Source organism: Pigmentiphaga litoralis (assembly GCF_014651835.1).
In the GTDB taxonomy this organism is placed as follows: Bacteria; Pseudomonadota; Gammaproteobacteria; order Burkholderiales; family Burkholderiaceae_B; genus Pigmentiphaga; species Pigmentiphaga litoralis.
The window spans coordinates 512608-534283 of sequence record NZ_BMXQ01000001.1 but is presented as its reverse complement, the minus strand read 5'-3'; the positions used below and the strand labels follow the sequence as shown (position 1 = coordinate 534283).

18 protein-coding genes are annotated in these 21676 nt (G+C 63.2%); 4 read left to right on the top strand and 14 right to left on the bottom strand.

Annotated features, from left to right (window positions below; all coding sequences use genetic code 11):
* Window positions 1-15: 15 nt before the first annotated feature.
* The 14 genes from lpxB to rpsB form a co-directional block, all read right to left on the bottom strand.
* Window positions 16-1173, bottom strand: coding sequence for a lipid-A-disaccharide synthase (gene lpxB / locus IE116_RS02205; protein ID WP_229827958.1), 1158 nt, complete (start codon window positions 1171-1173; stop codon window positions 16-18).
* An 11-nt stretch (window positions 1174-1184) separates the two neighbouring features.
* Entirely contained in the window at window positions 1185-1979 is a 795-nt protein-coding gene (gene lpxA / locus IE116_RS02200; protein WP_189609375.1) for an acyl-ACP--UDP-N-acetylglucosamine O-acyltransferase, read from the bottom strand.
* Window positions 1980-1991: 12 nt separating this feature from the next.
* Entirely contained in the window at window positions 1992-2438 is a 447-nt protein-coding gene (fabZ, locus tag IE116_RS02195) for a 3-hydroxyacyl-ACP dehydratase FabZ (protein ID WP_179588021.1), read from the bottom strand.
* Between the two features lie 50 nt (window positions 2439-2488).
* Window positions 2489-3673 (bottom strand): UDP-3-O-(3-hydroxymyristoyl)glucosamine N-acyltransferase, encoded by a 1185-nt coding sequence (gene lpxD, locus IE116_RS02190; protein WP_189609373.1) that lies wholly within the window; start codon window positions 3671-3673, stop codon window positions 2489-2491.
* A 35-nt stretch (window positions 3674-3708) separates the two neighbouring features.
* Window positions 3709-4308, bottom strand: coding sequence for an OmpH/Skp family outer membrane protein (locus tag IE116_RS02185; protein ID WP_189609371.1), 600 nt, complete (start codon window positions 4306-4308; stop codon window positions 3709-3711).
* Between the two features lie 146 nt (window positions 4309-4454).
* Window positions 4455-6749, bottom strand: coding sequence for an outer membrane protein assembly factor BamA (bamA, locus tag IE116_RS02180; protein WP_373302927.1), 2295 nt, complete (start codon window positions 6747-6749; stop codon window positions 4455-4457).
* 128 nt (window positions 6750-6877) lie between these two features.
* On the bottom strand, window positions 6878-8215 hold the full coding sequence (gene rseP / locus IE116_RS02175; RefSeq protein ID WP_189609369.1) for an RIP metalloprotease RseP: 1338 nt from the start codon (window positions 8213-8215) through the stop codon (window positions 6878-6880).
* 32 nt (window positions 8216-8247) lie between these two features.
* Entirely contained in the window at window positions 8248-9465 is a 1218-nt protein-coding gene (gene ispC / locus IE116_RS02170; RefSeq protein ID WP_189609368.1) for a 1-deoxy-D-xylulose-5-phosphate reductoisomerase, read from the bottom strand.
* On the bottom strand, window positions 9462-10310 hold the full coding sequence (locus IE116_RS02165; RefSeq protein WP_189609366.1) for a phosphatidate cytidylyltransferase: 849 nt from the start codon (window positions 10308-10310) through the stop codon (window positions 9462-9464). The genes ispC and IE116_RS02165 overlap by 4 nt, the downstream gene beginning before the upstream one ends.
* Window positions 10311-10316: 6 nt before the next feature.
* Window positions 10317-11108 (bottom strand): polyprenyl diphosphate synthase, encoded by a 792-nt coding sequence (uppS, locus tag IE116_RS02160; RefSeq protein WP_189609364.1) that lies wholly within the window; start codon window positions 11106-11108, stop codon window positions 10317-10319.
* Between the two features lie 32 nt (window positions 11109-11140).
* Window positions 11141-11701, bottom strand: coding sequence for a ribosome recycling factor (frr, locus tag IE116_RS02155; RefSeq protein ID WP_179588028.1), 561 nt, complete (start codon window positions 11699-11701; stop codon window positions 11141-11143).
* Window positions 11702-11729: 28 nt separating this feature from the next.
* Entirely contained in the window at window positions 11730-12476 is a 747-nt protein-coding gene (pyrH, locus tag IE116_RS02150; protein ID WP_189609362.1) for a UMP kinase, read from the bottom strand.
* Window positions 12477-12598: 122 nt separating this feature from the next.
* On the bottom strand, window positions 12599-13480 hold the full coding sequence (gene tsf / locus IE116_RS02145) for a translation elongation factor Ts (RefSeq protein WP_189609361.1): 882 nt from the start codon (window positions 13478-13480) through the stop codon (window positions 12599-12601).
* A 181-nt stretch (window positions 13481-13661) separates the two neighbouring features.
* On the bottom strand, window positions 13662-14414 hold the full coding sequence (gene rpsB / locus IE116_RS02140) for a 30S ribosomal protein S2 (RefSeq protein WP_189609359.1): 753 nt from the start codon (window positions 14412-14414) through the stop codon (window positions 13662-13664).
* Between the two features lie 325 nt (window positions 14415-14739).
* On the opposite strand from rpsB, the gene map reads away from it, so the two are divergent.
* From map to gstA, 4 genes are all read left to right on the top strand, one after another.
* Window positions 14740-15591 carry a type I methionyl aminopeptidase gene (map, locus tag IE116_RS02135; RefSeq protein ID WP_189609357.1) on the top strand — a complete coding sequence of 284 codons (852 nt, stop codon included), beginning with the start codon at window positions 14740-14742 and terminating at the stop codon, window positions 15589-15591.
* A 42-nt stretch (window positions 15592-15633) separates the two neighbouring features.
* Window positions 15634-18237, top strand: a complete 2604-nt coding sequence (locus tag IE116_RS02130; RefSeq protein ID WP_189609355.1) for a [protein-PII] uridylyltransferase — start codon at window positions 15634-15636, stop codon at window positions 18235-18237.
* A 178-nt stretch (window positions 18238-18415) separates the two neighbouring features.
* Complete coding sequence (locus IE116_RS02125) at window positions 18416-20944, top strand: glycogen/starch/alpha-glucan phosphorylase (protein ID WP_229827957.1); 2529 nt, start codon at window positions 18416-18418, stop codon at window positions 20942-20944.
* Between the two features lie 118 nt (window positions 20945-21062).
* Window positions 21063-21671 (top strand): glutathione transferase GstA, encoded by a 609-nt coding sequence (gene gstA / locus IE116_RS02120; protein WP_189609354.1) that lies wholly within the window; start codon window positions 21063-21065, stop codon window positions 21669-21671.
* The last annotated feature ends 5 nt before the right edge of the window (window positions 21672-21676 follow it).

The following is a 21676-nucleotide window of genomic DNA, read 5'->3' as shown; positions in this document are numbered from 1 at the left end:
TGCACCCAGCCGCGTTCAGTCTGCATGGTTCGCCAGCTCCAGGATGACCTTGGCCGCCAGCGCAGAGGTGTCGCGGACAAGTTCGTCGTGCAGTTCGGTAAAGCGGGTCTCGATCCGGCGCGCGTGGGCGTCGTCGGTCAATGCCGTCCACACCGCGTCTGCCAGCGCGCGCGGGGTGGCGGCGTCCTGCAGCAGTTCGGGCACGATGGCCTCGTTGCACAGGATGTTGGGCAGGCCCACCCACGGCAGATAGGCCTTGCGCCGCATGATCCACCACGACACCTTGGGCAAGGCGTACGAGATCACCATGGGCCGCTTGAACAACGCGGCTTCGAGCGTGGCGGTGCCGCTGGCGACCAGCACCGTATCGCAGGCGGCCAGCACGTCGTGCGATCCGCCGATCAGGCAATGCAGATGCCGCAGCCCGCCGACCGCGGCCGCGCAGGCTTCGAACTGCGCCTGCCGCTCGGCGTTCGCCATGGGCGCCCAAATGCGCAGCGACGGATCTTTCTGCTGCAGCAGCTTGGCCGCCTGCAAGAAACGCGGCGCCAAGTGACGCACTTCGCCGGCGCGGCTGCCGGGCATCAGCGCGAGCACACGGTGCTCGGGCGCGATGCGCAGCCGCCGCCGCGCGAGCGCGCGATCCGGCACGCGCGGGATCACGCCCGCCAGCGGATGCCCGACATAGGTCACGGGCACCCCGGCGTCCTGGTAGATCTTTTGTTCGAACGGAAACACGACCAGCATGTGCGAAACCGACTCGCGGATCGTGTGGATACGTTCCCCGCGCCATGCCCACAACGACGGGCCTATGAAATGCACCGTGGGGATGCCGCCGCGCTTGAGCGCGCCTTCCAATGCAAAATTGAAGTCGGGTGCATCGACGCCGACGAACACCGACGGGCGTTCCGCCAGCCAGCGCTCGCGCAGGGTGCGGCGGATGTTGAGCAGTTCGGGCAGGTGGCGAAGGACGTCGGCGTAACCATTGACGGCGAGCTTCTGCATGGGATACCAGGCATCGAAACCCTGCGCGAGCATTTTGGGCCCGCCGATCCCCTGCAGCGGTAGCGTCGGCGCCCGCTGCTTGAGCTCGCGCACCAGCATGGCCGCAAGCAGGTCTCCCGATGGCTCTCCCGCCACCATGCCGATGGAAGGATGTGCCGAACCCGACATCACAGACTCCGTCAGCGAACGATACCGCGGCTAGCGGTGTCGAGAAAATCGAGCAGGGTCTGCAAGGACGCCTGCATGTCGGGCGATTCCACCTGACGTGCACGCATGGCTTCCTTGGCTTCTTCAAGCGTCAGACCCTGGCGATACAAGGACTTGTACGTCGCGCGCAGCCCGGCGATCTGCTCGGGCGTGAAGCCGCGGCGCTTCAGTCCTTCCGAATTGATGCCGACCGGACGCGCCGGACTGCCGGCGCAGGTCACGAAAGGCGGCAGGTCTTGCAGCAGCGTGGTGTGCACGCCGGTCATGGCGTGCGCGCCGATCTTGACGAACTGGTGCACGCCCGTCATGCCGCCCAGGGTGACGTAGTCACCGATGTGCACATGGCCGGCCAGCTGCGTGCCGTTGGCGATCGTCGTGCGGTTGCCCAGGTGGCAATCGTGCGCCACGTGCACGTAGGCCATGATCCAGTTGTCGTCACCGATGGTGGTGATCCCGCCGTCCTGGATGGTGCCCAGGTTGATCGTGCAGCACTCGCGGATGGTGTTGCGGTCGCCGATCCGCAGTTCGGTCGGCTCGCCCGCGTACTTCTTGTCCTGCGGCGCGGCGCCGATCGATCCCGAAGGAAAGAACCGGTTGTCGCGGCCGATCGTGGTGTGCCCGTCGATGACGCAGTGGGGTCCCACTTCGGTGCCGGCGCCGATACGCACGTTCGGCCCGATGATGCTGAACGCACCGATGGTCACGCTGTCATCGAGTTGAGCGGCGGGATCGACGATGGCGCTGGGATGGATCCGGGTCGTTGTCATCTGGGTCCGAGGTCAGGAATCAATGGTGCGCACGGTGCACATGAGCTCGGCTTCGGCGGCCACCTGGCCGTCCACGAGCGCCTTGCCCTTGTATTTGACGATGCCGCGCGACACGCGTTCCACTTTCAGTTCCATGCGCAGCTGGTCGCCCGGCACCACCGGCCGCTTGAAGCGGGCCGCGTCGATGCCGACGAAGTAGTACACGGTTTTTTCGTCGGGCTTCTTGCCGGCGGCCGTGAACGACGTGATCGCCGCGGCCTGGGCCATGGCTTCCAGGATCAGCACGCCCGGCATGACCGGATGATGCGGGAAATGGCCGGTAAAAAACGGCTCGTTGAAGCTGACGTTCTTGATCGCGATGATCGACTCGCCAGGGACGCATTCCAGCACCCTGTCCACGAGTAGCATCGGGTACCGGTGAGGCAGATGCTCCAGGATACCCTTGATGTCCATTTCCATACGTATTCCAAATGTGTGTTCGGTCCGCGCGGCCGCCCCGCGCGTCCTGTCTAGGTGTCGGCAGCTTTCGCCGACAACTTCTCGAGGGCCTTCAGGCGTCGCTGCAAGCGTCCAAGATGGCGCATGGCTACCGCGTTCCGCTCCCACTCCGAGTGTTCGACCGCCGGCATGATACCGGTATAACGGCCGCCGGCGGCGAGATTGGAAAAGACGACGGTCGACGCGGTCAGGAATACATCGTCCCCGATGTCGATGTGGCCGCCTATCATCGCCGCGCCGCCAATGGCGACCCGTTGGCCGATGGTAGTGGATCCGGCAATGCCGGTACATGCCGCGATCGCCGTATGGTCGCCGATCCGCACGTTATGGGCGACCATGATCTGGTCGTCCAGCTTGACGCCGTTGCCGATGACCGTGTCGTCGAGCACGCCCCGGTCGATGGTCGTGTTCGCGCCGATCTCGACGTCGTCACCGATCATCACGCCACCGAAGTGTTCGATCTTGGAGTATGCGCCCTTGACCGTATGCGAGTCCGGCGCAAAGCCGAAACCATCGGCGCCAATGACTGCGCCGGAATGGATGAGCGCGCGCGCGCCGATGCGAATGCGATCGTAAAGGGTGACGCGGGGATGCAGCAGGCTGTGTTCGCCGATCGCGCAGTCCTTGCCGATGATGCAGCCGGCGCCAATACGGGCGCCCTGCCCGATGGTCACGCCCGCTTCGATCACGGCCAGGGGGCCGATGGTCACGCCATCGCCGATCACGGCGTCGGGCGAAATGACAGCGGACGGATGAATACCCGCGATGTCATTCGCACGCGAGCGTCGGGCGAACCACTGTCCGACGCGAGCATACAGCAGGTAGGGTTCGGTACAGACGACCAGCGCCCGCGGGCCATCAGTACGGCCGGACGCTGCCAGCGATGCCTTGTGCGCATCCGCCATGGCGGGCGACAGGATCACCGCACCGGCGTGCGTGCTGTCGAGCTGGGACTGGTACCGGGGATTGGAAAGAAAGGCGATTTCCGTGGGGCCTGCGGCGCCCAGGGTGCCAATGCCGGCCACCCTGAGGTCGGCCAGCGACGCGGAACGGGCCGAAGCACCCGCCGCGTCGGGGGTCGAAGCCGCCGCGCCCCCGGTCAGGTCTTCAAGGTGCCACGTCAACCCGGAGGTATCGGTGGCTTCCAGCAACTCGGCCAACGCAGGCGCGTCGGCGGGGGCGAGCAGAATAGGCATGCGCTAGACAACCAACTCGAAGCGGCCAGGGCCGCTTACTTGCCGCCGTTCAATGCGCTCAGCACCTTGTCGGTGATGTCCACCCGCGGGCTGACGACGACTGCTTCCTGAAGGATCAGGTCGTAGTTTTCCTGCTCGGCGATCTGCTTGATCACGCGATTGGCGCGTTCGAGCACTTGCGACAGCTCTTCATTGCGGCGCTGGTTCAGGTCTTCCTGGAACTCGCGGCGCTTGCGCTGGAAGTCCTTGTCGAGATCGCTCAGTTCGCGTTGGCGGCGGTTGCGGTCCGATTCCGACAACACGGCGCTGTCCTTGTCGAGCTGCTCGGACATCGTGCGCAGACGCGCGGCGATGTCTTGCAGGTCGGTGTCGCGCTTCTTGAAGTCGGCTTCCATCTTGGACAGCGCAGCCTTGGCAGGCGCGGCGTCGCGGAAGATCCGTTCAGTGTTCACGAAACCGATCTTGACCGGACCGGTGTTGGCCGAAGCGGCGGCACGCGGTGCCGACGCTTGTTGGGCATGAGCCGCGCCGGCGGCGGCGCCGGATAGCACCAACACTGCCAGCAGACGGCCCGCACCTTTGACAGCAGATGAGGCGGTCACACTGCTAGCAGACGTCGAAAACTTGCGGATCATTTAACTCTCGCTCGGAAATGAATTGGATATTTTGCCACTACTGGCCCATTCTCGCGCAAAGCGTGGCAGGCCAAAGTAAACGGTTGTACCAAAAACGCGCGACCGCAGGCAAATCGCACGGATTTGCCTGCCATGCCATGGCGTTATCAGAAGCCCGTCCCGATCTGGAACTGGAACATCTGCGTACGGTCCTGCGGCTTCGGGTTGATCGCCTTGCCGATGGAAATCTTCAGCGGGCCGATCGGGGACTGCCAGCTCAGACCCAGACCGGTCGAGTAACGCAGTTCACCCAGATTGATGTTCTGTTCGTCGGAATACACATTACCCGCGTCGATGAATGTGAACCAGCGCAGCGTCCGGTCCTGCTGCGTGCCAGGGAACGGCAGCTGCAATTCGGCGCTGGCAATCACGCGCTTCGCGCCACCCAGGCTGTCGCCGTAGCGCGGATCGCGCGCACCGAGCGAACCGCCCTCGTAGCCTCGAACCGAACCGATACCACCGCCATACAGGTTCTTCAGCAACGGGTACGGTTTACCGCCAAAGCCCTTGCCGTAGTCGACCTGGCCGTTCAAGGCCAGCGTGAAGTCACGCGTGATCGGCCAGAAGTACTGGTGTTGGTAGCTTGCCTTGTAATAGCGCAGGTCGCCGAACAGCGAGCTTTCAGCTGCGGCGCGCTGGTACGTGCCACGCGTCGGCGCCAGGGCGCTGTCGCGGCGGTCGTTGCTCCAGCCCACCGAGAAGATCACGGCATTGCTTCGTGGACCGAAGGCGCTGACGTAGTCCAGGTAGCGCTGCGGGCTGTTGTCGTACGTGGTGATGTCGTTGGCTTCGAACGTGGAGCCAAAGAACACACGCTGCGTTTCCGTGAACGGCACGCCGAACGTGATACCCGCGCCCATGGTCTGGATACGGTAGTCACCGCGGTTGATCGCCAGCGGACGCAGCGTGCGGTAGTACAGGCTGGTCGACCGGCTGATACCGTCTTGCGTGAAGTACGGGTTGGTCTGACTGATCGCGATCGTGCGGTAGGTCTTGCCGGTGTTCAGTTCGATCCCGGCGGTCGTGCCGCTACCGAAGATGTTGTCCTGGCTCACGCCCGCCGACAGCACCACCTTGTCGGTACTGGAGAAACCTGCACCCAGGTTGATCATGCCGGTAGGCTTTTCCTGCACCGTCACGTTCACGTCGACCTGGTCGGGCGTGCCCGGCACCGGCGGCGTTTCGATATTGATGTTCTGGAAATAGCCCAGGCGGTCGACGCGGTCGCGCGACAGCTGGATCTTGGTGGCGTCGTACCAGGCGCTTTCGAACTGGCGCATTTCGCGGCGGATCACGACGTCACGGGTGCGGGTATTGCCGCCGATATTCACGCGGCGTACGTACACGCGGCGGTTCGGATCCACGAAGAAAGTCAGGTCGGCGCGCTTGTTGTCGCGGTCCACCACCGGGTTGGCGTTCACGTTGCTGAAGGCATAACCCAGCTTGCCCAGATAATCGGTAATGGCCTTGCTCGACGCATTGACCTTTTCCGCCGAGAAGGTTTCTTCCGGTTTGACGGTAATCAGTTTGCGAAGGTCGTCGTCCAGGCCGAGCAGTTCACCCGACAGTTTGACGTCGCTGACCGTATATTTTTCGCCCTCGGTAATCGACAGGGTGATGAAAATATCCTTGCGATCCGGAGAAATGGTGACCTGCGGCGAATCGACGTTGAATTCCAGATAGCCGCGGTTCATGTAATACGAACGCAGGGCTTCGATATCGCCCTGCAGTTTCTGGCGCGAATACTGGTCGGCCTTGGTGTACCAGGTCAACCAGCCCGGCGTGGAGAGCTGCAGCATTTTCAGCAGCTCTTTTTCCGGAATCGCCTTGGCGCCGATGATCTTGATCCCGGCAATGTGGGCCACGTCGCCTTCGAACACGTCGAAGGTGATGCCAACACGATTGCGCTCGAGCGGCGTGATCGTCGGAACGATTTCCACCGAATACTTGCCGCGAGCCAGATACTGACGCTTCAGTTCCTGCTCCGCGCGTTCAAGCAGCGCGCGGTCGAAAATGCGGGCTTCGGCAAAGCCGACCTCGGCCAGCGACTTGCGCACGTTGACCGCTTCGAATTCGCGCATGCCATTGAAGTCGATCGAGGCGATGGCCGGACGTTCGTCCACCACGACGACCACGACGTCGTTTTCGACTTCGATCTTCACGTCACGGAAGAACCCGGTGCCGAACAGCGCCCGGATGGCCTGGGTTGCCTGGTCCTGCGAGAACGTGTCGCCGACCTTGACGGGCAGGTAGCCGAACACCGTCCCCGCCTCGGTCCGCTGGATACCTTCCACGCGGATGTCGCGGACGACAAAGGTATCGAAAGCGTTGGCGAGAGGGGCCACGGACATGGCCAGCAAAAAGGTAAGCAGACGCGGCAAGCGCCGGGCGCGGTGAGTCATTCGTAATCCCGGGTTTCTGATGGATAACAGATAGGAAATGCACATGGCGTAAGACGGCAGCCGGAACGTCGGAACAGACCGACGCCGCGCTGGGCACCGAGGGTGCTAAGGACTACGCTCATTCAATCCTATGTCAGTAGGCGCGAAAAATCGTTGAACAGGGCGACCGCCATGAGCACCATCAGGATGCTCAATCCGGCACGTTGCCCGATTTCCATCCAGCGCTCTGGAGGGGGGCTGCCCTTCACGATCTCGACGAGATAATACAGCAGGTGTCCACCGTCCAGCATGGGGATGGGCAACAGATTCAGTACGCCCAGGCTTACGCTGACCAGGGCAAGGAACGCAATATACGCTTCCAGGCCGATCCGCGCCGTCTGGCCGGCATAGTCGGCGATGGTAACCGGTCCGCTCAGGTTGCGTAAGGACACGTTGCCGGTGAGCATCTTGCCGAGCATGCGCAGCGAAAACCACGAGACTTCCGCCGTCTTCTGTGCGCCCATCACCAGGCTGTCGATCGGGCCGTAGCGCATGGTGATCAATTCGACATCGCCACCGATCTGCGCGCCGACGCGGCCCACGGGCACGGAGGCGCCGGCCGGCGTTTCGGCGCGCGGCATGACGTTGACCGTCATGGGCACGCCGTCGCGCACGATGGCGATCGGCAGCGTACGCCCTGGATATTGCTGGATGGTCTGAATGAATTCGGTCGCCGACGGATCACGCTTGTCGGCTACCCCCACCACGCGGTCACCTGCAAGCAGGCCGGCGTCAGCGGCAGCGCTGCCGTCGACCACGGCGCGGATGATCGGACGCGGGCTGGCCAGCGCGAGTCCTTCGCGGCCCAGCACGTCGCCTTCCATGTCATCGAGCGCGACACGACCGAAATCGAGCATGCGCACGGCCTCGGCGCCGCTGGCGGTCTTGACGGTGATCTCGGCGGCTTCCTTGTCGGTCAGGCGCTTGAGCAGCACCCAGCGCGCATCGCCCCACGACGCGACGAGCGAGCCGTCGATGGCCGTGATGCGATCGCCGGCCGAAATGCCCGCGGCCGCGGCGGCGGAATTGGCGGGCGGCGCGCCCAGGATCGGCGCCGGTTCCTTGATGCCGATCATGTTCAGCGATGCGTACAGCAGCGCCGCCAGCACCAGGTTGAAGATGGGCCCGGCCGCGACGATGGCGATGCGGTTGCTGACCGGCTTGGCGTTGAAGGCCTCATGGCGCTGCGAGGCAGGCACATCGCCTTCGCGCTCGTCCAGCATCTTGACGTAGCCGCCCAGCGGAATGGCCGACAGCGCCCATTCGGTGCCACGGCGATCGGTACGGCGGAACAGCACCTTGCCGAAGCCGACCGAAAAACGCAGGATGCGGACGCCGCAGGCGCGGGCGACCAGGTAGTGACCCATTTCGTGGATCACGACAAGAATGCCGAGGGCTAGCGCGAACGCCGCCAAGGTGAGCAGCATGGGAATTCCCGAAAGAGGTGGTACAGCGGGTGCTACGAATGGACAGGACGCAACCTGACAAGTTCGTCTTGCGTCCAGCGGCGCACATCGGCGTCGAAGGCCAGCAGACCCTCCAGCGTGGCGAAGTCGACGTTCGATGCCGCGGCGGCCCGCCCATTAAGCACCGTCTCGATCACGTTGGCAATGTCCGTATAGGCCAATTGGTCGCACAGGAAAGCGTCGACGGCGACCTCGTTCGCGGCGTTGAGCGCAATACAGGCGGCCTGGCCTGCCGCCAGCGCTTCGAACGCCAGGCGAAGGCAGGGAAACCGCGGCAGATCGGGCTCTTCGAAGTCTAACCGGCCAATGCGCGCCAGGTCGAGCGACCCGACGCCAGCGTTGATCCGGTCGGGAAATGCCAATCCATAGGCGATCGGTGTGCGCATGTCGGGATTCCCCAGCTGCGCCAATACCGAGCCGTCTTCGTATTCGACCATCGAGTGGATCATGCTCTGGGGGTGCACCAGCACCTTGATGCGTTCCGGCGGCATGGCGAACAGCCAGTGCGCCTCGATCACTTCCAGGCCCTTGTTCAGCATGGTGGCCGAATCCACCGAAATCTTGCGGCCCATCGACCAGTTCGGATGCGCACACGCCTGGGCCGGCGTAACGTCACGCAGTTCCTGCAGCGTGCGGCTGCGGAACGGCCCGCCCGATGCGGTCAGGATCAGCTTGCGGACCGACTTGGCGGGCGCGGTCGGCGCACCCGCCTGGCCATGGTGCGGCAGGCACTGGAAGATTGCATTATGTTCGCTGTCGATGGGGAGCAGTTCCGCCCCATTCTCGCGGATCGCGTCCATGAACAGGCCCCCGGCAACCACCAGGGCTTCCTTGTTGGCCAGCAGCACGCGTTTACCGGCGCGCGCGGCGGCCAGGGCCCCGGGCAGGCCCGCGGCGCCGACAATGGCGGCCATGACGGTATCGCTGCCCGGATCCGCGGCAATGGCGGCCAGCGCAGCGTCGCCGACATGCACATCGGGGGCCGGGCCCGCGTCTGCCCATGCCGTCAGGAAACGTTCACGCGCCGCCGCATCGGGTACGACGACCACGGCCGGACGAAAGGCCTTTGCCTGTTCCGCAAGCTTGTCCATCCGCTGATAGGCGGTCAGGGCGTGCACACGATACAGGTCAGGGTGGCGGGCAATGACGTCGAGAGTACTGACGCCGATCGACCCGGTCGCCCCCAGTACGGTAACGGAACGGCAGGTCATGAGAGCAGCAGGGCCAGCGGCAGGACCGGGATCAACGCGTCGATGCGGTCGAAGACGCCGCCGTGGCCAGGCAGCAGATTGCTGGAATCCTTGTACCCTGCCCTGCGCTTGAGCAGCGATTCGAACAGGTCGCCGGCGATCGACATGCAGGCCAACAGCAAGGCAATCACCATGGCGCCCGCCAGGGTCCAGCGTGCCGCCAGGGCCGCGCCGAAGGTGGACGGAAAGAAGGTGCAGACCACGACGAACACGATCACGCCAACAATGCCGCCCAGTGCGCCTTCAATGGTCTTCCCCGGGCTGATGTGGGGCGCAAGCTTGCGTTTGCCCAGCGACTTGCCGGTAAAGTAGGCCGCAATGTCAGCCACCCAGACGACGGCCAGCAAGGTCAGCAGGAACGTGACGCCGCGGGCATGCGCGGCCATCAGCGCGCCCCAGGCCGCGACCAGCGCAAACGGCGCAAACACCGTCAGCATCAGGTTGCGCGCGGGCGCCTTGGCGTCGGCGCGAAACAGCGACGGCACGATCACCAGCAGCCAGATCAGCGACAGGACGCTCCACAGCGTCAGCCAGCCCGTCGCGGGCGCCGTCCAGGCCACCGAGGCGGTTGCCTGCCAGCCGATCAGCACCACGCCCATGACGACAGCGGCAATGACTTCGGGGCCCAACCCCGTCTTGCCATTTGCCGCCTGCGGGCGGCCCAGCGTCAGGCGCCACCATTCCCACAGCGCCGCCGACACGAACAGAGCCATCAGGACCTGGAACGGCAGCGGACTGGGCACGGCCAGCGCCGCCGCAAGAATGATCAGGAGCACTACGGCGGTGATAACGCGTTGTCCGAGCATGCGACCTCAGTGATCGGCGGGCTGCCGCGCGGCGGCCTGCACTTCAGGTTGTTGGATCTGGGCGCTGGTTCGGCCAAAACGCCGTTCCCGTCCCTGATAGGACTGGCACGCCAGATCGAGCTGGGCGGCATCGAAGTCCGGCCAGAAGCAGTCGGTGAAATACAGCTCGGTATAAGCGAGCTGCCAGATCAGGAAGTTGGAGATGCGCTTTTCGCCGCCGGTCCGGATGAACAGGTCAGGCTCGGGCGCATAGGCCATCGCCAGGTAGGACGACAGCATGGATTCGTCGATCAGATCGGGCTTGGCGGCGAGTTCGGGCCGGTCGGCCAGCAGACGGCGCGTGGCCTGAAGGATGTCCCAGCGGCCGCCATAGTTCGCGGCGACCGACAGGGTCAGCACATCGTTATTGGCGGTGCGCGCTTCGACGTCGCGCACCAGTTCCTGCAGGCGCGGCTCGAAAGCGCTGATGTCACCCACCACGCGCAAGCGGATGCCATTGCGATGGAGCTTGGTGACTTCACGTTCGAGCGCGTGCATGAACAGGCGCATCAGCAACGAGACCTCGTCGGGGGGACGACGCCAGTTCTCGGAGCTGAAGGCAAACAGCGTGAGGTATTTGATACCCCGGTCGACGCAGGCCTCGACAATGGTCCTGACGGCGTCCACGCCCTTCTTGTGGCCCGCGAAACGGGGCAGGAAGCGGCGGGTTGCCCAGCGTCCGTTTCCGTCCATGATGATCGCAACGTGCCGCGGCACGTTGTCCGTCGCGGGGATGCCGAGGGTCGAACTCAGGACCATGACCGATAAACCTTAGAAATGAAATCGACCCCTCAAACCGTCATGATGTCGGTTTCTTTCTGCTGCACGAGCTTGTCGATGTCGGCGACATAACGGTCGGTCAGCTTCTGGATCTCGTCCTGTGCACGGCGCTCTTCGTCTTCGGAGATCGCCTTGTCCTTGACCAGCTTCTTCAGTTGCTCGTTCGCGTCACGACGCAGGTTGCGCACGGCAACCTTGGCATCTTCGCCCTCGCCCTTCGCAACCTTGGACAGCTCGCGGCGACGTTCTTCGGTCAGCGCAGGCGTCGGAACGCGGATCGTGTCGCCCATGCCTTGGGGATTCAGGCCGAGGTCGGAGTCGCGAATCGCTTTCTCGATGACCGGGCCCATCTTCTTTTCCCAGGGCTGGACGTTGATCGTGCGGGCGTCGAACAGGGACACGCTGGCCACCTGGCTCAGCGGAACCAGCGAGCCATAGTAATCGACCTGGACGTGGTCCAGGATGCCGGCGTGGGCGCGGCCCGTACGAATCTTTGCCAGATCGAGCTTCAGGTTCTCGACGGACTTGCCCATTTTCGTGTCGGCGTTTTTCTTGACGTCGGATGCACTCATGAGGGTCTCCTAATAGTGATGCGGTCGATCAGACGTGAACCAGCGTGCCTTCGTCATCGCCCAACAGGACGCGCTTCAGGGCACCGGGTTTGTTGATCGAAAATACCTTGATCGGCAGCTTCTGGTCGCGGCACAGCGCAAAGGCGGTGGCGTCCATGACTTCCAGGCGCTTGGTGATGGCCTCGTCGAACGTGATTCGGCTGTAGCGCGTCGCGTTCGGATCCTTCTTGGGATCCGCCGAGTAGATGCCATCGACCTTCGTGGCTTTCAATACGACTTCGGCACCGATCTCGGCGCCGCGCAGGGCGGCGGCCGTATCGGTGGTGAAGAAGGGGTTGCCGGTACCGGCAGCGAAGATGACGACCTTGCCTTCTTCGAGGTAACGCAGGGCTTTCGGGCGGATGTAGGGCTCGACGACCTGTTCGATGTTCAGCGCGGATTGCACACGCGCATCGACACCGCGACGCTTGAGCGCGTCCTGCAGGGCCAGCGAGTTCATGATGGTGGCCATCATGCCCATGTAGTCCGCCGTGGCGCGGTCCATGCCCTGGGCGCCGGGAGCGACGCCGCGAAAGATGTTCCCGCCGCCGATCACCAGTGCGAGTTCCACTCCCATGGCGCAGACTTCGACGATTTCTTCAACCATGCGATTGATGGTGGCGCGATTGATACCGAACGCGTCGTCACCCATCAGCGCTTCGCCGGAAAGCTTGAGCAGCACTCGTTTGTAGGTGCCTGGCTTGGAATTGCCCGATGCGTTGTTCTCTACCGTCATACCTGCTCCCAATGCGTGTCCGGTCAAACTGAATTCGTGTCACGGGACGCTGCCGTGGGGCGCGTCCCGTGGTGGTACCACCTTCCCCGCCCGCGGGGGTGAGCCCGCGGGTGCCAGGGAGATCAGCCCTTGGAGGCTGCGACCTGCGCGGCCACTTCGGCTGCGAAGTCGTTGGCTTTCTTTTCGATGCCTTCGCCGACCACGTACAGCACGAATTGCTGGATGCTCGAGCCCTTCGACTTCAGCACCTGCTCGACGGTCTGCTTGTCGTCCTTGACGAACGGCTGCGACAACAGCGTAACCTCTTTCAGGTACTTCTGGATCGAGCCCTCGACCATCTTGGTGACGATCTCGGCAGGCTTGCCCGATTCCGCAGCCTTGGCTTCGGCAACCGAACGCTCGCGCTGGATGTCGTCAGCCGACACGCCAGTGGTGTCCAGCGCCTTCGGCTTGGTCGCGGCGATGTGCATGGCCAGGTCCTTGCCCAGGGCTTCGTCGCCCGAGAACTCGACCAGCACGCCGATACGGCCACCGTGCACGTACTGGGCAACCTTGTTGTCGGTTGCAATGCGGGTAAAGCGGCGAACGGTGATGTTTTCACCGATCTTGCCGATCAGGCCGGTACGAACGGTGTCGACGGTGCTGTCGCGGAACGCCAGGGCGCCCAGGGCGTCGACGTCGGCCGGGTTGGACTTGGCGATCAGTTCAGCCACTTCCTTGGTGAACGCGACGAAGTCGTCGTTCTTGGCAACGAAGTCGGTTTCGCTGTTGACTTCGACCACGGCGGCCAGCTTGGCGTCGTCGGACACCCAGAGGCCGATCAGGCCTTCTGCGGTCACGCGGGCAGCGGCTTTCGATGCCTTGCTGCCCAGCTTGACGCGCAGGACTTCTTCCGCTTTGGCCAGATCGCCGTCAGCCTCGGTGAGTGCTTTCTTGCACTCCATCATTGGGGCGTCGGTTTTCTCGCGCAGTTCCTTGACCATTGCTGCAGTGATTGCGGCCATGATGACTCCTTACGGCATCCCGAGGGTAAACCCTCGGGATAAATGGGTTGGACTAAAAAGAAGGGGCGCGAGGCCCCTTGCAGACAAGAGGGGCTTCACGCCCCTTCCAGACGACTACCCGGGAATCGGCAGGATTCCACGAGGCAATGAAGCCGTGCGTCAGCTTGATACGTCAGCCGGATTACGCTTCCTGTTCGACTTCGACGAATTCGTCGTCGCTGTCTTCACCGGCGGCTTCCACGACGCCTTGCACAGCCTGTTCACGGCCTTCGATGATCGCGTCGGCGATACCGCGGGCGTACAGGGCGATGGCCTTCGACGAGTCGTCGTTGCCCGGGATGATGTGGGCCACGCCGTCAGGCGAGTGGTTGGTATCGACCACGGCGACGACCGGGATGTTCAGGGTCTTGGCTTCGGTGATCGTGATCTTGTGGTAGCCGACGTCGATGATGAAGATGGCGTCAGGCAGGCCGTTCATGTCCTTGATACCGCCGATGGACTTGTTCAGCTTGTCCATTTCGCGTTCGAACATCAGCGCTTCTTTCTTGGTCATGCGCTCGGTTGCGCCTTCGGCTTGAAGGGCTTCCATGTCTTTCAGGCGCTTGATCGAGGTCTTGACCGTCTTGAAGTTGGTCAGCATGCCGCCGAGCCAACGGCTGTCGACGAAAGGCATGCCGGCGCGCTGGGCTTCCTGGGCGATGATTTCGCGGGCAGCGCGCTTGGTGCTGACGAACAGCACGGTGCCGCGGCGAGCCGACAGCTGACGCACGTACTTGACGGCGTCGTTATACATGGCCAACGTCTTTTCGAGGTTGACGATGTGGATCTTGTTGCGGTGACCGAAGATGTACGGTGCCATCTTGGGGTTCCAGAAGCGGGTCTGGTGACCGAAGTGGACACCTGCTTCCAGCATTTCGCGCATTGTTACAGCCATGATTTACTCCGAGGGTTGGGTCTTGCGCCGCACGTGTATCGCCCGGATATGCAAAGGGGAAAGCTTGAGACCTTCCTTGCAACGGAACGACACCCTGGTTCGTGAAGCACGCGATTTACTGCTGTGGGTATTGCGCCAGGTACTGGTATTGCGCCAGGTACTGCGCTTGTGTATTGCCTTGTCTTCCACACGCCTGGCTCAGCCAGATCGCAGGAAGCCTATAATTCTACTATTTTCCGGGCCGTCTGCTCAAGTCGCAGATGGATGAGTTGGCACGCAGTGCGACGCCTGGACCGCAATCCATTACATTTTGGTACGAAAACCCATGTATATCCCGATCAAGGACGCCGACCAAATCGAGAAGATGCGCGCGGCATGCCGCGATGGCGCAGCGGTGCTCGACTATATCGCCCCCTTCGTCAAGCCCGGCGTGACGACCGGTGAGCTGGACCGCCTGTGTCATGACTTCATCGTGAATGAACTGGGGGACATCCCGGCGCCGCTCAACTACGCCCCGCCCGGCTACACGCCTTTTCCAAAGTCGATCTGCACGTCGGTCAACCACCAGATCTGCCACGGCATTCCGGGCGACAAGGTGCTCAAGAACGGCGACGTGCTCAATATTGACGTGACGGTCATCAAAGACGGGTGGCACGGCGACACGAGCCGCATGTTCTATGTGGGCGAACCGTCGATCCTGGCGCGCCGCCTGTCGGAAGTCACCTACGAATGCATGTGGCTGGGCATCGAGCAGGTCCGCGCGGGCGCCTTCCTGGGCGATATCGGCGCGGCGATCCAGGCGCATGCCGACAAGTTCGGCTATAGCGTGGTCCGCGAATTCTGTGGTCACGGCGTGGGCGCTTCGTTCCACGAAGATCCGCAGGTGCTGCATTACGGCAAGGCCGGCACGGGCGTGCAACTTGAAGCGGGCATGATCTTCACGGTGGAACCCATGATCAACGCCGGGCGCCGTGAAATCCGCGAAATGCCGGATGGCTGGACCATCGTGACGCGCGACCGCAGCCTGTCGGCGCAGTGGGAGCACACCGTCCTGGTGACCGAAACGGGATATGAAATCCTGACGGTGTCGCCCGGCATGCCCGCGCCGCCGGCGTTCGTGACGAACAAGGCGTCGACGCAGGCTGCAGCTGCGGCCACCACCCGGGCCGCCGCCTGAACACGGGCACGCCCTGCCCCCTTGCCCACGGATGCCGACTTCATGCCCCTAGCCGATCACCGCTCCCCTGCCTTGTCCGACGTGCAGGCGCTGCGCAACACGCTGCGCGCCGAACGCGAGCAGGCCATCGCCACGTTCCGCACCAATCTGCGGGCGGACGGGCTGCTGACCGATCTGCGGCGTATCGTGGATCGCACCCTGCTGGCCTTGATCGGCATGTATCCCCTGCCGGAAGGCGCGGCGCTGGCGGCCGTGGGCGGCTACGGGCGCGGTGAACTCTACCCGTATTCGGACGTCGACATCCTGATCCTGCTCAAGCAGGCGCCGACCGAAGAAGACGAGTCGCGCGTCAGCAATCTGGTGACGGCCCTGTGGGACCTGGGACTGGAGCCAGGGCACAGCGCCCGTACCATCGACGAATGCATCAGCGAGGCGGCCAAGGACATTACGGTCGAGACGGCCCTGCTCGAAGCGCGTTTCCTGGCAGGCAGCCGCCCGCTGATGCGCGCGTTCGACACGGCGACGCGGGGCTCGCTCGACAAACGTGCCTTTTTCAATGCCAAGCAGTTGGAGATGCAGCAGCGGCATACCAAGTACCACTTCACGCCGTACGCGCTGGAACCGAACTGCAAGGAGTCGCCCGGCGGCCTGCGCGACCTGCAGGTCATTCTGTGGATGGCGCGCGCGGCGGGCTTTGGCAAGAACTGGAACGAAGTGGCGCGCGCCGGTCTGCTGACGGCCGACGAGGCGCGCCACCTGCGCCGCGCCGAGCAGGCCTTCAAACGGCTGCGCATCGAGCTGCACCTGCTGACCAAACGCCGGGAAGACCGGGTGGTGTTCGACGTGCAGACGGCCCTTGCGGCGGTGTACGGCATTCCGACCACCGGGCCGCGCCGCGCCAGCGAAGTGCTGATGCAGCGTTATTACTGGGCCGCCAAGCTGGTGACGCAGCTCAATACCATCCTGGTGCAGAACATCGAGGACCGGCTGTTTCCGCGCCCCGGCGAAGAAGCGCTGAGCATCGACGATGACTTCTGCAATGTGCACGATCGCCTGTCCACGCACCGTGAAGACGCGTTCGAGCGCAATCCGACGCTGATCCTGCGTGCGTTCCTGATGATGCAGCAGCATCCCGAACTGAAGAGCATGTCGGCCTCGACGCTGCGGGCGCTGTGGCACGCTCGCCGGCTGATCGATGCGCAGTTCCGCAGCAATCCCGTCAACAAACACCTGTTCCTGACGATCCTGCAGCAACCGCGCGGCATCGTGCACGAGCTGCGGCGCATGAATGACCTGAGCATCCTGCCGCGTTTCGTGTTGCCCTTCCGGCGCATCGTGGGGCAGATGCAGCACGACCTGTTTCACGCCTACACGGTGGATCAGCACATCCTGATGGTGGTGCGCAATCTGCGGCGCTTTACCATGCCGGAACATGCACACGAATATCCGCTGTGCAGCCAGCTGATCGCCAACTTCGACCGCCATTGGCTGCTGTACCTGGCCGCCTTGTTCCATGACATTGCCAAGGGCCGGGGCGGTGACCACTCGGTGCTGGGCGCGGCCGAGATGCGGCGTTTTTCGCGCGACTACGGCATGGACAAGGCCGATGCGGAACTGGTCGAGTTCCTGGTCAAGCATCACCTGACCTTTTCGTCGGTGGCGCAGAAGCAGGACCTGTCCGACCCTGACGTGATTCGCCAGATGGCGGCCGTGGTGGGCGACAAGCGTCACCTGACTGCCTTGTACCTGCTGACGGTGGCCGATATTCGTGGCACCAGCCCCAAGGTATGGAACGCGTGGAAGGGCAAACTGCTGGAAGACCTGTACCTGATGACACGTCAGGCGCTGGGCGGCGATGCGCCCGACCCCACCGCCATCCTGGAAAACCGCAAGCAGGAAGCCGTGCGCATCTTGCGCCTGTACGGGCTGAGCGACGATGCGCAGGCGGCGTTCTGGAAGGAACTGGACGTGGCGTACTTCCTTCGCCATGAAGCGCCCGATATCGCGTGGCAGACGCGGCACCTGTACAAGCACGTGCGCACCTTGGTGCCCATCGTGCGGGCACGGGTGGCGCCCGTCGGCGAAGGCCTGCAGATCGTGGTCTACCTGAAAGACCGGCCCGATCTGTTCGCACGTATCGTCGGCTATTTCGATGAACGCAGGCTGAGCATTCAGGACGCGCGCATCCACACGACCCGTCATGGCTGGGCGCTGGACAGTTTCATCGTGTCGGCCGAAGGAACGCCAAGCGAGCAGCGCTCATTATTGAGTCTGGTCGAACATGAACTGAAGGAACTGCTGGAGACGACGTCGCCCCCGACCGCGCGCACGCCACTCAGTCCGTCGTCGGCCACGGGGTCGCGGCAGTCCCGCCAGTCGCGCATGTTCCCGATTACGCCGCAGGTCGAACTGCGGCCCGATGATCGCGGCCAGGCATGGATCCTGGGCGTGACGGCCGCCGACCGCAGCGGGCTTCTGCACGCCATGGCCCGCACGTTTGCGCGGCATGGCGTGAACCTGAAAACCGCAAAAGTCATGACGCTGGGCGAGCGCGTGGAAGATACGTTCCTGATCGAAGGTGCGTCGTTGAGCAATGCGCGCACGCAGATCCAGTTCGAACAGGAACTGCTCGAAGTGCTGGCGTAGTCGACTATAACTCCGTGCGGGACCTGCATTCAGGACCCGCATTCGGGACTCGATTCGAGACCCGAGCGCGGCGCCGGAATGCGGCCTTGTTGATGAGCGTTACAGACAGGGTGGGCCGTTTGGTGGTGTAGTTAAGCCTATCGGACGACTCCGCCATGCCTTCCTGGGAGAACCTGCCTTGCTCGAGCGCCGTATCAACCCCCCGCCTGTCATTTTCGAAGACGACCGCACGTCCGTCACGACGGAGGGCCTGAAACGGGCCTTCTACGATCACCTGTTCTACACCCAGGGCAAATTTCCGGAAATTGCCGGCCTGGGCGATTACTACCAGGCTCTGGCCCACGCCGTGCGCGATCGCACGCTGCAGCGCTGGATCAGCAGCGTGGCTGACCACACCGCCACCGCGCCAAAAACCGTTGCCTATCTGTCTGCCGAGTTCCTGATGGGACCGCACATGGGCAACAACCTGATCAACCTGGGCATCTATGACACCGTGAAGAAAGCGGTGCAGGAAATCGGGTTGGACCTGAACGAATTGCTGCGCCAGGAAGAAGAACCCGGCCTGGGCAATGGTGGCCTGGGCCGCCTCGCGGCGTGCTTCATCGACTCGCTTGCCACGGCCGAGATCCCGGCCTTTGGCTACGGCATCCGCTACGAATACGGCATCTTCTACCAGACCATCATGGATGGCTGGCAGGTCGAAAACACCGACAAGTGGCTGCGTCACGGCAACCCGTGGGAAATCCAGCGCGCCGAGTGGGCGGTCGAAGTCAAGCTGGGCGGCCATACCGAGCAGTACCAGGACGACCTGGGCCGCTTGCACGTGCGGTGGGCGCCTGAAAAGACCGTGGCCGGCGTGCCCTTCGACTCGCCCATCGTGGGCTACAAGGTCACGACCACCAACACGCTGCGCCTGTGGCGCGCGGAAGCGACCGAGGCCTTCGACTTTTCGCAGTTCAACCGCGGCGACTACCTGGGCGCGGTCAACAAGAAGGTGACGTCGGAAAACCTGACGAAGGCGCTCTACCCCAACGATGAAACCGTGCAGGGCAAGGAACTGCGGCTGGAGCAGCAATACTTTTTCGTGTCCTGCTCGTTGCAGGACATGGTGCGCATACACAAGGCGCGCGGCATGGAGCCGGACACGTTCGACCAGAAGTTTGCGATCCAGCTGAACGACACCCACCCCGCTATTGCCGTGGCCGAACTGATGCGGCTGCTGGTCGATGACCACCTGATGCCGTGGGACCAGGCGTGGGGCATCACGACCCGCACGTTCTCGTACACCAACCACACGCTGTTGCCGGAAGCGCTGGAGCGCTGGCCGCTCGATCTGTTCAAGCGCATCCTGCCGCGCCACCTGGAAATCATCTACGAAATCAACGCGCGCTTCCTCAACGACGTGCGCATCAAGTTCCTGGGCGACGATTCGCGTCTGGCGCGCCTGTCCTTGATCGACGAAAGCGGCGAGCGCTATGTGCGCATGGCCCACCTGGCGTGCGTCGGCAGCCACACCATCAACGGCGTGGCCGAACTGCATTCGGAATTGCTGAAGCAGGATGTGCTGAAAGACTTCTACGAGATGTGGCCCGAGAAGTTCACCAACGTGACCAACGGCGTGACACCGCGCCGCTGGATGGTGCTGAGCAATCCGCGCCTGACAAAGCTGGTCAGCGAAACCATAGGCGAAGGCTGGATTACCGACCTGCCGCAACTGTCGAAGCTGGAACCGCATGCCGAAGACAGCGCCTTCCGCGACAGCTGGCGCGCGATCAAACGGGCCAACAAGGTGGATCTGGCGGCGCTGATCCTGCGCCGCACAGGTGTCACCGTCAGCCCCGATTCCATGTTCGACGTGCTGGTCAAACGCATCCATGAATACAAACGCCAGCACCTGGCCGTGCTGCACATCATCACGCTGTACCACCGACTGAAGTCGGGCCGGTCTGCCTACACGCTGCCGCGCACCTTCATTTTTGGCGGCAAGGCGGCGCCGGGCTACACCATGGCCAAGCTGATGATCAAGCTGATCAACGCGGTGGGCGACGTGGTGAACAACGACCGCGACGTGCATGATCTGCTCAAGGTCGTGTTCCTGCCGAACTTCAATGTGACCTACGGCCAGTGCGTGTATCCGGGCGCTGACCTGTCGGAGCAGATCTCGCTGGCGGGCAAGGAAGCGTCAGGCACCGGCAACATGAAGTTCGCCATGAACGGCGCATTGACGATCGGCACGATGGACGGCGCGAACATCGAGATCCGCGACCAGGTCAAACCCGAGAATTTCTTTTTGTTCGGGCACACGGCGAGCGAAGTCCACGACATCAAGGCGAGCGGCTACCGGCCCCGCGACATTTATGAAGTGAACGCCGAATTGCGGGCGGTGATCGACCTGATCCAGACGGGCTTTTTCTCGCGTGGCGACACCGAGGTGTTCAAGCCTATCGTCGACAACCTGCTCGATCACGACCCCTACCTGCTGCTGGCCGATTACCAGTCCTACATCGATTGCCAGGACGTGGTCAGCGACACCTATCGCGATGGCGATACGTGGGCGCGCATGTCTATCCTGAACAGCGCGCGGTCGGGCAAGTTCTCGTCGGACCGCAGCATTGCCGAATACGCCAAGAACATCTGGAAGGTCGAAGCGGTGCCCATCACGCTCAAGCCCGAAAAAGAACTGTATATGCGCAACGGAATTAGATAGCCCCCCCTAGGCGCTGCGCGCCTCCCCCAGGGGCGACACTGGCGGACTGGCTGAGCCAGATCCGCTGTGTCCCATACCGGGAGTCCATCATCACACCACTTGAATAAAAGAGACGACTATGAAGCTTTACTACAGCCCGGGCGCATGCTCGCTCGCCCCGCACATCGCCCTTCGCGAAGCCGGCATCGACTTTTCGTGGGAAAAAGTCGACCTCAAGGAAAAGAAGACCGAGACGGGCGCCAACTTCCGTGACGTGAACCCCAAGGGCTATGTGCCGGCGCTGGAAGTCCAGCCGGGCAAGGTCATGACCGAAGTGGCCGTCGTGATGCAGTACCTCGCCGACGAAGCCGCGGACAAGAAACTGGCCCCGGCGGCGGGCAGCGCCGAGCGCTACGAATTCCTGACCTGGCTGAACTTTGTGGCGACGGAGATCCACAAGGGTTTTTCGCCGCTGTTCAAGCCGACCGTCCCTGACGAGGTCAAGGAAACCTTCAAGGGCTTCCTGGCGCTGCGCCTGGATTACGTGAACAGCGAACTGGGCAAGCGCGACTATCTGCTGGCCAGCGGCTTTTCGCTTGCCGACGTCTACCTGTTCGTGACGACCGGCTGGGCCGCCAAGACCGGGGTGGACCTGAACAAGTGGCCCGCGATCGTGGCCTTCCGTGAACGCGTGGCGCAGCGCCCGGCCGTGCAGGCCGCGCTGTCGGCGGAAGGTTTGAACGGGTAAGGGTC

Coding starts and splice junctions, on each gene's coding strand:
- lpxB (WP_229827958.1), bottom strand. CDS start 1,173: ATGTCGGGTTCGGCACATCCTTCCATCGGCATGGTGGCGGGAGAGCCA.
- lpxA (WP_189609375.1), bottom strand. CDS start 1,979: ATGACAACGACCCGGATCCATCCCAGCGCCATCGTCGATCCCGCCGCT.
- fabZ (WP_179588021.1), bottom strand. CDS start 2,438: ATGGAAATGGACATCAAGGGTATCCTGGAGCATCTGCCTCACCGGTAC.
- lpxD (WP_189609373.1), bottom strand. CDS start 3,673: ATGCCTATTCTGCTCGCCCCCGCCGACGCGCCTGCGTTGGCCGAGTTG.
- IE116_RS02185 (WP_189609371.1), bottom strand. CDS start 4,308: ATGATCCGCAAGTTTTCGACGTCTGCTAGCAGTGTGACCGCCTCATCT.
- bamA (WP_373302927.1), bottom strand. CDS start 6,749: ATGACTCACCGCGCCCGGCGCTTGCCGCGTCTGCTTACCTTTTTGCTG.
- rseP (WP_189609369.1), bottom strand. CDS start 8,215: ATGCTGCTCACCTTGGCGGCGTTCGCGCTAGCCCTCGGCATTCTTGTC.
- ispC (WP_189609368.1), bottom strand. CDS start 9,465: ATGACCTGCCGTTCCGTTACCGTACTGGGGGCGACCGGGTCGATCGGC.
- IE116_RS02165 (WP_189609366.1), bottom strand. CDS start 10,310: ATGCTCGGACAACGCGTTATCACCGCCGTAGTGCTCCTGATCATTCTT.
- uppS (WP_189609364.1), bottom strand. CDS start 11,108: ATGGTCCTGAGTTCGACCCTCGGCATCCCCGCGACGGACAACGTGCCG.
- frr (WP_179588028.1), bottom strand. CDS start 11,701: ATGAGTGCATCCGACGTCAAGAAAAACGCCGACACGAAAATGGGCAAG.
- pyrH (WP_189609362.1), bottom strand. CDS start 12,476: ATGACGGTAGAGAACAACGCATCGGGCAATTCCAAGCCAGGCACCTAC.
- tsf (WP_189609361.1), bottom strand. CDS start 13,480: ATGGCCGCAATCACTGCAGCAATGGTCAAGGAACTGCGCGAGAAAACC.
- rpsB (WP_189609359.1), bottom strand. CDS start 14,414: ATGGCTGTAACAATGCGCGAAATGCTGGAAGCAGGTGTCCACTTCGGT.
- map (WP_189609357.1), top strand. CDS start 14,740: ATGTATATCCCGATCAAGGACGCCGACCAAATCGAGAAGATGCGCGCG.
- IE116_RS02130 (WP_189609355.1), top strand. CDS start 15,634: ATGCCCCTAGCCGATCACCGCTCCCCTGCCTTGTCCGACGTGCAGGCG.
- gstA (WP_189609354.1), top strand. CDS start 21,063: ATGAAGCTTTACTACAGCCCGGGCGCATGCTCGCTCGCCCCGCACATC.